Source organism: Bradyrhizobium sp. AZCC 1610, assembly GCF_036924515.1.
Classification (GTDB): domain Bacteria; phylum Pseudomonadota; class Alphaproteobacteria; order Rhizobiales; family Xanthobacteraceae; genus Bradyrhizobium.
This window is the reverse complement of sequence record NZ_JAZHRR010000001.1, coordinates 253,045-266,563: the sequence shown is the minus strand read 5'-3', so window position 1 is coordinate 266,563 and position 13,519 is coordinate 253,045. Positions and strand designations below refer to the sequence as shown.

Sequence of the window (13,519 nt, the reverse complement as noted above, 5' to 3'; positions counted from 1 at the left end):
GAACCGGAATCCATCCCCGGATCAAGTCCGAGGACATGCTTCGCTTGAAGACGCTTTGGCTCAGCGGCGGCCGACGCGATTGACCGGGCCACCGCGGTTCATGGGGGTGCCGGGACGGACGCCGACGCCGGGAGCACCGACGCCGACACGGGCGACGCCGACGACCGGTGTAGCGACCACCGCTGCCGCGACCGGCGTCGGCCGCGCCACGCAGCCCTTCGGAACGCCGACCGTCTTGCAGTAAACCACCGCGGCCTGGGCCGAACCCGCGCCCAGCGCAAACGAAGCCACGGCCGAGAACACCGCGAGCGTCAGACCAGCGCTCAGCCAACCTGTCTTTTTCAACATCTGTCATCTCTCCCGAATTGGGCGTGCAGCTCTTTGCGATGTGCCGATCGGTCACCGCAGCCGACGCGAGATGTACATGGTCCATGAGAGCCCGCAGCAACATCCCATGAAAATGGTGTGGGCGCGCGCGCAAGCTTGCAGGGCCGATTTCCGACGCCATGAACATGGCATGGACCCCGGACGCAACCTCGACGAGCTTCCGCGCGCTTTCAACTCCCTAATTCTCGTCGAAAGGTGATTCATGAAATCAATCCACGTCGCAGCCACCGCGCTGATCCTGTCGCTCGCCGCCGGCTCGCTGGCTCAAGCGCAATCCGGACCCACCCCCCAGGAGCAGATGGCCTGCCGTTCGGACGCCGGAAAATTCTGCGCCGAACATGTCGGCAAGCCGCCGCAGATGAATGCCTGCCTGAAGGCGAACAAGGCGAAGCTGTCGGATGGCTGCCGCAAGGTGGTGGAATCGCGCGGCGGCTAGCGCCTCATCCGGGAAAAGTCGTTACCGACTTTCTCCCGGGACAAACGCAAAGCGTTTGCCGGACATCATGCGCAAATAGAAGCTGGAGCGCGATGACGTTTCAAAATCATCACGCTCCAAGATGCAGTCGCGATCGCCGGAGAAGAAATCAATCATCCTGATCGAACAGCCTGATCCGGGGCATTTCGCTTCTGGCTGGCTCGGCGAACATGTCCCTTCTCCTGGGCTCGGCGAACATATCCCTTGGCTCGCCTTCTTCCCGGATTCTGATCCGCCGCGGCTCGGTCACTTCCCGGACGCTCTCTTCGGCCGCCTCGAGTTCCTGGTCGCGCGGCTGCTGGAAGCGGCGCTTGTCGGCCCAGCGCTGTCGCCGTTCCGCGCGCCGCTTTTCGGCGTCCGCGCGTTTGATGTCGGCGTCGCGGGCCCTGGCGAAGGTATCCCGAGGCGCGGCGGTCTTTTCGTCGGCCTGGTCGGCGGGTTTGGCAGGTTGCGGTGGTGGCGGTGCGGGTTGCGCGGCTGCTACTTTGTTGGTGGGCTTCTCTTCAGCAGGAGGAGCATTGGCGGCGGAGGGCGCTGCCGCCTGTGTTTGCGGCTGGGGCTGTTGTTGCGTCTGCGTCTGCGCTTGCGGCTGCTCCTGGGCGGGCGCGGGAGCGGGATTTGTCGCAGCCGCATGCGGCACCGGCTCCGCTGGTGCCGTCGAGACGGTTATCGGTTCCGCCGACATCCTGCGTTCCAGCTTGGAGACCGTCTGCGAAGGCGGGCTGACGATGTTCGCAGCCAGATATCCTCCGCCGAGACCGGCGCCGACCGCCACGATCACAGTTCCCACGCCTGCAAAATAAGCCGTCGATGTCCGCATAATTCGGCTCCCTCGTCGACGCGGGCAACGCGTGGGCTGGGCCGATGTTCCGGCACGTCACGGTGTGGAAAATGGAACCGGCGGCGCTGCAATCGCAGCGCTCGCAGCTCAGATCATCGCGGCAACTTTTTCCAGACCGATGATGCGGGCGAGCGAGCGGACTTCGCTCTTCTGGTCTTCACGCAACTGGAACAGCAGCGGCATCGCCGCCGATTTCAACTGCTGGACTTCTGCGGATTCCGGATCGATCTGCACGCCGCCTGCATTCGGGTTGGCCTGACGGCCCGCGTGAATCTTGCGGGCGACGGCGCGCAGCGCGGTTTCCACGGGCGGCCAGTAGGATTCCTGAGAGGCGGACAGCTTCAGGCGGTCCTTGATTCCAGCGATCTGGCCGTCACTCAGGAGCGCGTAGTTCTTCTGCTGCGGCTGGGGCTTGGCAACGGCCTTGGGCTTCGGCGGCGTCGCAGGTGATGATGCGGCAGGCGCCGTCGGCGCGGCAGGCGCAACTTCCTTCGGCAGCCCGATATCGACGGGAGCGGTCGACGCATACGCCTGGCGCAACGGCTCGCTCAGCGCCGCGGTGGTCTGCGGGGGCTCGTAGGCGGCCAGCGCGTAGCTCACGACGGCCAGCCGGTCCTTCTTGTTTTCCTTGTTCGAAACCGGCGTCTGGACGGCCGCCGCAGAAGCCAGTTGGGGCTGCGCTGAGGGTACGCTGTCGCGGCCGAGAATGGCGGTGGCGGCAGCGCCGACCACCAGAAAACAGATCAGCGCAACGATGGTCATCGTTTTGGTCAAAAAGGTCTCCATTCCCGCCGACGTTTGGCCCTTTTGCCGAAAACTGGACGACAATTGAGGCGTTACGATGCCAATCGGAGCCGTAACGCGATCAAAAAGCTGGGGAAATCGTCCCGAAACAGCTCGGAATCAGGCCGCCGCGCCCAGTTCGTAGGCGTCCTGGATGTCGGCAACGATGTCGGACGCCTCCCACAGGGCCTCGGGGGCGATCGCCTGCAGGGTAACGGTCCAGTTGCTCTTGCGGTTGCGGGGCATGCTGACGACCTCAAATTCGATACCACGGCACAGCGGATGCCGATCGAGCGCAAACATCACCCGCCGGGAGATCTCGTGGAGGGTCGCCGGGGTTTTGGCAGCAAGATATTGATCGAGATCCATTCCACACCCCTTCGATTTGCCGTCCGTCCGACCGTGGCGGCGGACCAACCTCTGGGGCTATTGTTGGGGCTGATGTGGTTAACGGCGCGTTAAGCCTCCCAATGGCACGAGCCGGGACCTGAGCGAACGGCGGAGAGGGAACAGCCCGGCATGGCTGAAGCGATACCTCAGACGACAACGGCCGCGACCGGGCCGTCGGTTCGCGCCGCGCTGGCGGCGGCCATCGCGATTTCAGCCTTCGCGCTGTCGACCGCGACATTCGAACTGTCGATGGCGGACTGGCCGTCCGGCTTCGTCCTGCTCGTGGTCGTGCCGCTGGTGGCGCTCGTGTTCTGCGGCGGCGCCCTGTGGTCCGCGACGCTGCTGCTGCGTATCGGAAACGGCGGCGCGAAGTTTGCTCTTCCTTTCCTGATTTACGCGCTGACGCTCGCCGTCCTCGTTTATGCGCCGCTGCAACAGATCGCCTTGCAGCAGAATTTCTACTGGCATCGGCAGAATCGCGAACGGATCGTGGCGCGGATTGAGGCCGGCGAACTCAAGCCGAACGTCAGCCACAACGAAAACCTGATCGCGCTCGGCGAGCGCGAGCCCAATGTTTCCGCAGGCGGCAACGACATCGTCGTCGAGCAGGCCGACGAAGGCACCTACGTGCTGTTCTTGACCTCGCGCGGCCTGAAGCACTATTTCACCGGCTTCCTGCACGTGCCGCCGGGCGGCGATCCCAAAAAGTTCTTCGAGTTCGAAGACAAGCCGCCGAGCCGGCTCGTCCGCTACGACAAGGATTGGTATTTCGTGGCGAATTAGGGTGATGGTTTGGCGCGCATCGTCCCGTGCGGCCAGCCGCCCGCGACGGTGCCGAGTGCGATCCCGCCGATGATCAATGTCATCGCCAGAAACAGCGACGGCTCGATCGGCTCGTTCAGCATCACGGTTGCGCTGATGATCCCGAGCAGCGGTGTCGCCAGCAGCCACAGCGAGGTGGTGACGGCGGGCAGGCTCCGGTTCACCATCGTCATCGCCCAGTTGGCGAACGCTGTGCAGACGATCCCGCTATAGAGCATCAGGCCGGCGAGGCGTGCGGTCCACACGATGTGCGGCGCGCCTTCCGTGATCCAGGCGATGGCGGAGAGCAGCACGGCCGCCAGCAAGACCTGCCAGAACACGAGCTGGAAGGGCGTCGAGATCCATTTGTGCGCCCGGACATAGACGATGTTGCCGGCCCAGCAGAACGCTGCGAGCAGAATCAGGCCGCTGCCGAACAGCGCGTTGCGGTCACCCCAGTTCAACGTCCGCGGATTGAAGATGACCGCAAGCCCGGCCAGACCACAGCCGATACCGATCGCGCGCTGTCGCGTGATGGGCTCCGACAGAAACATGGCGGCGCCGATCGCGACCCATAGCGGCGTCGTATAGCCGAGCACGATTGCCCTGCCCGCCGGCACAAACTGCAGCCCGGCCGCGACCAGCGCCGAAAACGCCACCAGGTGCAGGATTGAGGTGCAGAACACGATCGGCAGGTCGCCGCGCTTCGGAATGATGAATTGCCCCTGCGTCCACAACATCGGCGCCAGCGTCGCAGCGGCGATCATGCAGCGCAGTGCCGTCGCCCACAGCGGCGGCACGTCCTGCACGATCATCTTCGTCACCGGCCAGTTGGTCCCCCACGCGAGCACGACGCTGGCAAGCAGCACCGCCGCGCTGCGGGTTGAAAGTCCACTGGCCATCTCGAACGCGTCCCGTCATGAGCCGATCTGCATTGCCTAGCCTTCCAACTGGCCCTAGTAAAAGAACCAGTCTTTGCAAAATCACAGAGCCAGTTATGGACGAGCTGTTGCCCGGAATGCTCCATCTGTCGCGGGACGGCGGTGACACGCTGATGCGTCAGCTCAGCGACCAGTTGCGCGGGTTGATCAGCGACGGACGCCTCGCGCCCGGCCGGCGCCTGCCATCGAGCCGGCAGCTCGCGCAATCGCTCGCCCTGTCGCGCAACACCGTCTCGTTCGCGATCGAGCAATTGGCGGCGGAAGGCTATCTGAGCCTTTCGGCCGGTCGTCGTCCGGCGGTGGCGATAGGCCTGTCGCTCGACGGCGGCAAACCGCAATTGCAAGGCAACCGCGCCGCGGCCGGCCGTTTGAAACTGTCATCCTGGGCGCGCGGCCTGCCACAAACGAACTGGCCGCCTGTCCATGCCGGGCGTCCGCGGCCGTTTCAGCCCGGGCTGGCCGATGAGCGGGAATTTCCGCACGACCTCTGGAGCCGCCATCTGCGGCGTGCGGCGCGCAACGCATTATCGCGGCGTGACAGATCCATCAATCATCCGCCGCTGCAGCAGGCGCTGTTGCAGCACCTGGCGGTTCATCGCGGGATCAAGGCAAAGCCGGGCCAGATCCTGATCGTGCCGACTGCCCAGGCCGGCATCACCCTCATCGCCACGGCGCTGCTCGAACGGGGCGATCGCGCCTGGATCGAAAGCCCCGGCTATGGCGGCGCCCATGTCGCGTTACGGGCCGCAGGCGCCATCGTCGCCGCCATTCCGCTCGACGCGCAAGGCATGACGATCGGCTCACGCAAGCACGTCCCTCGCCTGATTTTCGTCACCCCGTCGCACCAGTACCCGACGGGGCGGCTGATGCCGGTCGGCCGCCGCCTCGAACTTCTTCGTTATGCCGACGCCGCGGGCGCCTGCATCATCGAGGACGACTATGACGGCGAATTTCACTACGAAGCGCGCCCGGTGGCCGCGTTGCAGGGGCGCGCGCCGTCGCCACACATTTTCTATCTCGGGACATTCTCGAAATCGACCTATGCGGACATCCGTGTCGGCTACCTCGTCGTGCCCGAAGCGCTGACCGATGTGTTCGAGATCGCGCAGCGGCACATGGGCATGTTGACGTCGGTGACGATGCAGGAGGCGCTGGCCGATTTCATCAGTTCAGGCGCCTATCTCGGCCACATCAGAAGAGTGACGCGGCTCTACAAGGGCCGGCGCGATCGCATGCTGCAAGCGCTGGCCGCGGAAGCCGGCGACCGTCTCAGCGTCGAAGCCCCGGCCGGCGGAATGCAATTGCTGGCGCGATGCCGCCCCTCGGCGAACGACCGACAATTGTCGGCGCGGCTACTCGAAGCCGGTGTCGTCAGCCGTCCGCTATCGAGCATGCTGTATCACAAGACGAATGAGCACGGCCTGTTTCTCGGCTTCGCGGCATGGAATGAAAAGGAGATCGATCAGGCCGCGCGCATCCTCGGCCGGATCGTTCGCTAGAACTTATGGCCGTATTCGCGGCGAACTAGCCGGCCGCCCGCCTCGGCTTTGCATTCGCGGCCTCGTCCGCAGGCGCCGGAACCTGCATGAGAATGGTTTGAGCTGTGGGCGCTATTTCCACGCCGCACTCCTGGAATCGCCGCTTCATGCGGCGGTTGAATTCCCGCTGCACCGGCCAGCGGCCGGCATCGGTGCAGCGAATCTGGCCGACGATCGAGGCCATCGAGCCGTCAACCTTGTCGACGCCCCACAGTTCGAGATCGCCGCGGATCAGGTGCTGGAATTCCACTTCGCGGCGCATCTCGGCGACGATGTCCTTCAGGATCTGGCCGGCGCGGTCGGTGTCTTCCTTGTAGGACACGTTGACGCTGACGGCCGCATTGCCGGCGCCGCGGCTTGAGTTGGTGATCGTCGTCACGGCACTGAACGGCACGATGTGCACCGAGCCGTCGCCGGAGCGCAGACGAAGGGTACGGATCGATACGTTTTCCACCACGCCTGACAGGCCGGACAGTGTGACATTGTCGCCGACCTGGACGGTATTTTCGAGCAGCAGAAACAGCCCGGTGATGAGGTCCTGCACCAGCTTCTGCGAGCCGAAGCCGATGGCGATACCGACAATGCCGGCGCCGGCGAGCAATGGCGCGACGTTGACGCCGATTTCGCTCAGCGCGGTGAGGCCAACGACGATGACGATCAGGCACAACAGCGCCGTTCGCAGCATCGGCTGAAAGGTACGCAGCCGCGCCGCGCGCGCGTAGTGGCCCTCGCGCGAGAGCGCATTGATCTTGCGATCCAAGAGCGCGTTGCTGATTTCCCAGATCGCCGCCGCAGCCAGCGCGGCAATGCCGACGGTCACCACCGCCGACAGCAACCGGCTGCCGATCTGGCCGCCATAGAACCAGATGATGGCGTCGACGCCCCAGACTTCCAGCAGCGCAACAAAGCCGATGAAGGCGATCACCGCCGAGACGATGTTGCGCAACAGCGGAAGATAGCGGTTGGCGCGGGTCTCCAGGCCGGGGAAGCGGCGCAACAGATCCGGGCTGATGCGAAAGCCGCGATCGATCAGGCTCAACACCAGGATGGTGGCGAGACGCATGATCAGCACGACCGCGATGGTGCCGACGAAATATTGCAGCAACAGCGCGTAGCCGTTGCGGATGTTCAGCGCCCACACCGCCCACAATGCGAGGTCGAGGGCGATCGCAAGATAATGCCAGAGGCCGGCGACGCGGTTACGTATCCTGGCCGCGGCGCCGACGCGGCCAGCCGGCGCGCGAATGGCGTCGGCAACGGGCCTTCGGCATTGCAGGATGACGACGACGACAAAGAGATGCACGACCAGCATCACCAGGCGGAGCAACGCCGCGTAGCCGGCGCGGTGCAGGCCCAGCAGCAGCGCCACATTGGCGAAGGCGATGCCCGAGACGGCGACGGTGACGATGCGCCGCGCCCATATCTCGATATAGGCGGCGGTTTCGGCGCGAACGCGAAACAGGCCGAACGGCCCGGCCAGCGCCCGCACGACGCAGATCAGCGCGCGCGACAGCGCATAGGCGTTGACGACCGCGAGGATCACGAGCCGGGTGGTTGAGAGATCGCCGATCCCAGTGCCCAGCAACATCGTGGCGATCCCGATGAAGACGAGCACCGGGAGCAATTCGAGCGCGAGACGTCCCAGCACGAAGGGCAGCCGGACCAGCGACTGCCAGGTGCGCGCCAGGCTGAGCCGGCGTTGCTGCAGCTTGGGCTCCGCGACAACGTCAGCGGCCGACGATGGCGGATCGACGATCGCCAGCGTCTGCACCGGGGCACGCGCGGTTTGCGGAAGGCGCGCTTCCAGAAGCGCCACTGGCCGCTTGATGAGGCGGAATACCAGCCACTCGGCGGCGAAGGCGCAGAGGAATACCAGCGCTAATTTCCACGCGATGTCGAACAACTGATGATAGGCGGCCGGATCATTGGCGGTTCGCACGAACCAGTAATAGAACGCCCGAAAATGCGTCAGCGTCCGCACGACGTCGGCGACCTCGCGCGAGATCTCGCCGACCTGCTCGGACACCGAAAGCAGGAGCTGCGCGCCAAGGCTGTCCGCCGTGAGCGGTATCGCGGATTTCGGCTCGCCCGCTGCGGCCTGCGGTTGCGGCGAGGCATTGGCGATCGCGCGCAACGTCTCGATGATTTGCGCGCGCTTCTTGTCGTCGGAAAGCGTATCGAGCGCCCGCTTGGCCTGATCGGGCGTCAGGGCCTCGACGTTGCCTGCGGCAGGCGCCGCCGGCGCAACGCCTGGCTGCGCGAAAGCCGGGAAGGCATACAGGGCAACGGCCAGCAGGATCAAGGGGAGGAACTTGTGCGACACGAAAGCCTCGCTGAATAAAATGCGCCCGACGGCGAAACCGGGGACGGTCTCGCCTTCGCGCATGCGTCATGTCGGATTGCCTGTTTTCGCCGTCGTCTTGTGTCGGAAGTTTGCCACGGCGGCGGTTTTCTCTTGGCATTTACCGCATCACAGCCATGCTGCAGCGCTTACTCGCCGGGAACTTCGCCAACCGCGGCTAGATGAAAGGCGCGAAATGTAACGCCCTAGCCGAGTCTTACACGCGCGGCGGCCGCACGATATTCCGCGAGCGTGCGCGCGACCATCTCATCGACGGACAACACCTCCGTCACGCCCGAGACGGAATGGCCTGCGCTCCAGATATCCTTCCAACGCTTGGGGCGGTTCTCGCGCGCGCCGATGTCGATGTCCTTGCCGATATCGATCGCGCCGCGCAGCGGCAAATTATCCGGATCGAGGCCGGCCGCCTCGATCGATGGCCGCAGCATGTTGGTCTGCAACCCCGTAAACGCCGACGTCAGCAGGACATCGTCGGCCGTGCTGGCAACCAGCAGCTCCTTGTATCTGACATCCGCCATGCTCTCGCGCGTGGCGATGAACTTGGTGCCCATATAGGCGAGATCGCAGCCGAGCGCCTCGGTCGCGCGAAGGGCGTGGCCGTCGGTGATACCGCCCGCCAGCACCAGCGGCCCATCGAAGAACGCGCGCACCGCGCACGAACACGAAGGGATTGAGCCAGCCGGTCTGGCCGCCCGCGCCGGCCGTCAGCAGCACCAGCCCGTCCGCGCCGGCGACAACGGCACGCTCGGCGTGGCGGATGGAGGCAACGTCGGCAAACACCAGCGCGCCGGCCTCATGCAGCGGCCCGATCACCGGCGCCGGTGATCCGACCGAGGTGATCACCATTTCGGGCCGGTGCCGCAGCAGCACCTGCAGATCCTGCCCCAGCCGCGCATTGGAGCGATGCACGATCAGGTTTGCGCAGACCGGTGCTGACAGTTTGCCGCTTTCATCCGCATGCGCCTTCAACCTGATGTCGATATCCGTCAGCCATTCGTCCAATTGTTCGGGACTGCGGCAGTTTGCTGTCGGGAAAGAGCCGATCACGCCATTGCGGCACGCGGCTACGACAAGCTCTGTGCCGGAGACGAGAAACATCGGCGCCGCGATCAGCGGCAGGCTGAGGCGGTCGCGAAAGCGCGAGAGAGCATCGATGGATGGCAAGACGTTTCTTCCTCGCTTGAGCAGCGTGCTTGTTGTGCTAGCGTCACCGCCAACATTGGCACGACAAAGCCAAAGACAAAAGCAAGCGGGAGGAAGAAAGATGAGCAATCCGCTCTATGCGTTTCCGGCGGTGTGCGAGCAGACGTTGCGGACGCTGGCGCGCTACCCGGAGCGGACGGCGTTCAGCTGGCCGGGCGGATCGATCACCTACCGCGGCGCGACCGACATGATCGGGCGCATGCAGGCCGTGTTCATGCAGCTCGGCTTCCAGCCCGGCACCCGCGTCGCGTTTCTCACCGCCAACCGCGCCGATACCTGGTGCGCGGGCTGCGCCGCGCAACTGTCGCGGTTCGCGATCACCTGGCTGCATCCATTGGGTTCGCTGGACGACCAGCTGTTTCAACTGGAAGATTCCGAAGCGCAGATGCTTGTCGTCGACGGCGTCACCTTCCGCGATCGCGGCGGCGAGCTCGCCGCCAGGGCATCAAGCCTGAAAACCATCTTCACACTCGGCCCGGCCGACTACGGCGCCGATCTGCTGCAGGCGATCGAGACCGCAGGCAGCGCCACGGCGCGCAGCTTCGCCAGCCCCGACGATATCGCCACGCTCAATTACACCGGCGGCACCACCGGAAAATCCAAGGGCGCGCTGCGCTATCACCGCGATGGCGGCTTTGCCAATGCGATCCTGGCCGATTTCGAAATTCCGGATACGCCACGTTATCTGACGGTGGCGCCGATCAGCCACGTCGCCGGGACAAAAGTGCTGCCGACGCTGATGCGCGGCGGTACCGTGCACATGCTGAAGGGGTTTGATCCCGAAGCCGTGTTCAAGACCATCGAGCGCGAGCGCATCAATTTTACGCTGTTCGTGCCGACGATGATCTACGTCATGCTCGATCATCCCTCGCTCGACAAGACCGACCTCTCCTCGCTCGAACTGTTGCTGTATGGTGCGTCCGCCATGTCGCCGAGCCGACTGGTCGAGGGCATCGAGCGGATCGGGCCGGTGTTCTCGCAGCTTTACGGCCAGACCGAATGCTATCCCGTGTCGGTGCTGCGTAAGGCCGATCACGATCCCAGAACGCCGGAGCTGTTTTTGTCCTGCGGCTTCCCGATCGCCGCTTGTCAGGTCAAGATTCTCGACAATGACGACCAGGAAGTCGCCACCGGCGACGCCGGCGAGATCTGCGTTCGCGCCAGCCATGTGATGGCCGAATACTGGAAGCGGCCGGACGCCACGGCGGAGACGCTGAAGAGTGGCTGGCTGCACACCGGCGACATCGCGCGATCAGACGAGCGCGGCTACATGTTCATCCTCGACCGCAAGAAGGACATGATCGTCTCCGGCGGCTTCAACATCTTTCCGCGCGAGGTCGAAGATGTGTTGTCGCAGCATGCCGACGTCGCCATGGTCGCCGTGGTCGGCGTGCCCGACGACAAATGGGGCGAGGCCGTCACCGCCGTAATCGTGGCGCGCGAGGGCGCGAAGCCGAATGCGGACGAGCTGATCAACCTGGTGAAGGCCAGGAAGGGCTCGGCGCACGCGCCCAAGCACATCAAGTTCGTTAACGAGTTGCCGATGACCGGCGTTGGCAAGGTCGACAAGAAGGTGCTGAAGGCCGGCTTCTGGGCCGGCCGCGAGCGGATGGTGGGATAGGCGCTGCTTCGTGTCCCGGACGCGGTGCAGCGCCATAAGCGCGTTCACGCGCGTCTTCGACGCGCTATGGCGCTGCTCCGCAGAGCCGGGACCTGCCGACACGAAGAAGCCATTGGCTGGGTCCCGGCTCAGCAGAGCACCACGCCGTAAGGACGGCGTGCTGCGCAGCGTCCGGGACACGAGCGAAATTGCAGGTGTAGAGCAACAGCAGAAACGAGGCGATCTCGGAACAGATCGCGCGGTGCTAACAGCCGCCCGCCATCGGCCGCGCGGGCGGAGCAGTCTTTATTCTCAACCGGCCATGCGCCTCTCGATGGCCGCCTTCGCCTTGTCAAAATTGTTGGGCACCTCGATGTCGACTTCCAGCGTCGAGACGGTCTTGCCCCGCTCCAGCTTGACGATCACCTTGTCCGGATCGAGCGCCACGTGCTTCGACACGACGGCGAGAATCTCCTCACGCAGCGTGACCAGAAGGTCCGACTGACCGAGCAGCCCGCGCTCGTGCGACAGCAGAATCTGCAGCCGCTCCCGCGCAACGGGGGCGGTCGCGTTGCGGCCGCCGAACAGGCGCAGCAGCCTCATGCTCATGCAGCCCTCCGTCCCAGCAAGCGGTTCATGAAGCCCTTGCGCTCGGCCGGCACGACCATGGCGACCTCTTCGCCCATCAACCGGCGCGAGGCGTCGATATAGGCGCGGGCCGGCGCGCTGTCGGCATTGTTCAGCGTCACCGGAGTGCCGACGTTTGACGCTTTAAGCACATCCTGACTCTCGGGAATGATGCCGAGCAGCGGGGTTGCAAGGATTTCCAGGATGTCGTCGATGGAGAGCATCTCGCCGCGCGCAGCGCGCGCCGGATCGTATCGGGTGATCAGCACGTGTTTCTCCACATGCTCGCCCCGCTCCGCCTTCACGGTTTTCGAATCCAGCATGCCGATGATGCGGTCGGAATCGCGCACCGAAGAGACCTCGGGATTGGTGACGATGATGGCTTCGTCCGCATAGCGCATGGCGAGCGTGGCGCCGCGCTCGATGCCTGCGGGACTGTCGCACAGGATCCAGTCGAACCGGCTCTTGAGCTCGCCGACGACGCGACCAACACCCTCGTCCGTCAGCGCATCCTTGTCCCTTGTCTGCGATGCCGGCAGCAGCCACAGATTTTCCAGGCGCTTGTCGCGGATCAAGGCCTGCGGCAGCTTGGCGACGCCCTGCACCACATTGATGAGATCGAACACCACGCGGCGTTCGGCCCCCATCACGAGGTCGAGATTGCGCAGGCCGACGTCGAAATCCACCACCACGACGCTTTGCCCGCTTTGCGCAAGCGCCGCACCGAGCGCGGCCGTTGTGGTGGTTTTTCCAACGCCACCCTTTCCCGAGGTAACGACCAGGACCTTGGCCATACTTGATCTCCTTAGCCGATTAGTTCAGCGGGGTAATTTTCATGGTGTCGCCCTGCAGCCAGGCCTGCGCCGGGCGGTTACGGAGCGTTTCGTCGATTTCTTCTGCAGTCTGGTAGTAGCCGTCGATGGCGAGCAGCTCCGCCTCGATCTTCTGGCAGTAGATCCGCGCATTGGAATTGCCGTTGACGCCCGCCATCGCGCGGCCGCGCAGCGTCCCGTAGATGTGGATCGATCCGCCGGCGACGATCTCCGCGCCGGAGCCAACCGAGCCGAGCACGGTGACGTCGCCCTCGATGAAGACGATCGACTGCCCCGAACGCACCGGGCTATCGAGCAGCAGCGAGGTCGACTTCGGCTTGGCCTCCGGCTCGGGCTTCTGCGCCGGTTCGTTTCGCGTGATCACGCAGGCGCGGCCGCCGGTCAGCAAGGGCGGCATGTTCGCTGCAAGGCGCTCTTCGTCCACGCCCTCGATGCCGAGAACGCGGATGCTGCGCTCGTTGAGGCTGCCGACGAGATGGGCGATGGCGGAGCTGGAGAGGTCGACGGCTGCGAGATCGAGCACGATCGGCTTGCCGACGAAATAGCCCGGCGAGCGCGCCAGCGTAGCGTCGATCTCGGCGAGCCATTCCACGATCGGCACGACGGGGCTGAATACGAACGCGACATAGGAACGGCCGCGCAGCCGGACCAGTTGACGCGTGGGATCAGCTCGGACGTCCATGATGTTCGACTCGCCTTTCTTATTGAATGGTTAACAATCGGCCAACTTGGTTAACG

General features: G+C 64.6%; 13 protein-coding genes and 1 pseudogene. 4 read left to right on the top strand and 10 right to left on the bottom strand.

The window, feature by feature from the left end; genetic code table 11:
• Positions 1–60: 60 nt before the first annotated feature.
• On the bottom strand, positions 61–348 hold the full coding sequence (locus tag V1279_RS01320; RefSeq protein ID WP_334431784.1) for a hypothetical protein: 288 nt from the start codon (positions 346–348) through the stop codon (positions 61–63).
• A 241-nt stretch (positions 349–589) separates the two neighbouring features.
• Here V1279_RS01320 and V1279_RS01315 point away from each other — a divergent pair, with 241 nt between their 5' ends.
• Positions 590–823: a cysteine rich repeat-containing protein gene (locus tag V1279_RS01315; RefSeq protein WP_334431783.1), complete on the top strand. Its 234-nt coding sequence runs from the start codon at positions 590–592 to the stop codon at positions 821–823.
• A gap of 148 nt (positions 824–971) precedes the next feature.
• On the opposite strand, the gene V1279_RS01310 is transcribed toward V1279_RS01315, so the two are convergent.
• The 3 genes from V1279_RS01310 to V1279_RS01300 all read right to left on the bottom strand — a co-directional run bounded on the left by V1279_RS01310 (position 972) and on the right by V1279_RS01300 (position 2,855).
• Entirely contained in the window at positions 972–1,682 is a 711-nt protein-coding gene (locus V1279_RS01310) for a hypothetical protein (protein WP_334431782.1), read from the bottom strand.
• A gap of 108 nt (positions 1,683–1,790) precedes the next feature.
• Entirely contained in the window at positions 1,791–2,477 is a 687-nt protein-coding gene (locus V1279_RS01305; RefSeq protein ID WP_334431781.1) for a hypothetical protein, read from the bottom strand.
• 129 nt (positions 2,478–2,606) lie between these two features.
• Positions 2,607–2,855 carry a hypothetical protein gene (locus V1279_RS01300; protein WP_334431780.1) on the bottom strand — a complete coding sequence of 83 codons (249 nt, stop codon included), beginning with the start codon at positions 2,853–2,855 and terminating at the stop codon, positions 2,607–2,609.
• 150 nt (positions 2,856–3,005) lie between these two features.
• Between V1279_RS01300 and V1279_RS01295 the strand changes: the two genes are divergently transcribed.
• Entirely contained in the window at positions 3,006–3,659 is a 654-nt protein-coding gene (locus V1279_RS01295) for a hypothetical protein (protein WP_334431779.1), read from the top strand.
• On the opposite strand, the gene V1279_RS01290 is transcribed toward V1279_RS01295, so the two are convergent.
• A complete protein-coding gene (locus tag V1279_RS01290) occupies positions 3,656–4,579 on the bottom strand; it encodes a DMT family transporter (RefSeq protein WP_334431777.1) in 924 nt (307 codons plus the stop codon). The two genes, V1279_RS01295 and V1279_RS01290, sit on opposite strands and share 4 nt — an antisense overlap.
• A gap of 95 nt (positions 4,580–4,674) precedes the next feature.
• Between V1279_RS01290 and pdxR the strand changes: the two genes are divergently transcribed.
• A complete protein-coding gene (gene pdxR / locus V1279_RS01285; RefSeq protein WP_334431774.1) occupies positions 4,675–6,117 on the top strand; it encodes a MocR-like pyridoxine biosynthesis transcription factor PdxR in 1,443 nt (480 codons plus the stop codon).
• Between the two features lie 25 nt (positions 6,118–6,142).
• On the opposite strand, the gene V1279_RS01280 is transcribed toward pdxR, so the two are convergent.
• Complete coding sequence (locus tag V1279_RS01280) at positions 6,143–8,479, bottom strand: mechanosensitive ion channel domain-containing protein (RefSeq protein WP_334431771.1); 2,337 nt, start codon at positions 8,477–8,479, stop codon at positions 6,143–6,145.
• 224 nt (positions 8,480–8,703) lie between these two features.
• Positions 8,704–9,682, bottom strand: a pseudogene (locus V1279_RS01275) (NAD(P)H-dependent flavin oxidoreductase).
• Positions 9,683–9,782: 100 nt separating this feature from the next.
• Between V1279_RS01275 and V1279_RS01270 the strand changes: the two are divergent.
• Positions 9,783–11,342: an AMP-binding protein gene (locus tag V1279_RS01270; protein ID WP_334431769.1), complete on the top strand. Its 1,560-nt coding sequence runs from the start codon at positions 9,783–9,785 to the stop codon at positions 11,340–11,342.
• A gap of 291 nt (positions 11,343–11,633) precedes the next feature.
• On the opposite strand, the gene minE is transcribed toward V1279_RS01270, so the two are convergent.
• The 3 genes from minE to minC are packed head-to-tail and all read right to left on the bottom strand — an operon-like array spanning position 11,634 to position 13,463.
• Complete coding sequence (gene minE, locus V1279_RS01265) at positions 11,634–11,930, bottom strand: cell division topological specificity factor MinE (protein ID WP_334431767.1); 297 nt, start codon at positions 11,928–11,930, stop codon at positions 11,634–11,636.
• Positions 11,927–12,742 (bottom strand): septum site-determining protein MinD, encoded by an 816-nt coding sequence (gene minD / locus V1279_RS01260; RefSeq protein ID WP_334431766.1) that lies wholly within the window; start codon positions 12,740–12,742, stop codon positions 11,927–11,929. The genes minE and minD overlap by 4 nt, the downstream gene beginning before the upstream one ends.
• Before the next feature lie 19 nt (positions 12,743–12,761).
• Positions 12,762–13,463: a septum site-determining protein MinC gene (gene minC / locus V1279_RS01255; protein ID WP_334431765.1), complete on the bottom strand. Its 702-nt coding sequence runs from the start codon at positions 13,461–13,463 to the stop codon at positions 12,762–12,764.
• Between the last annotated feature and the right edge of the window lie 56 nt (positions 13,464–13,519).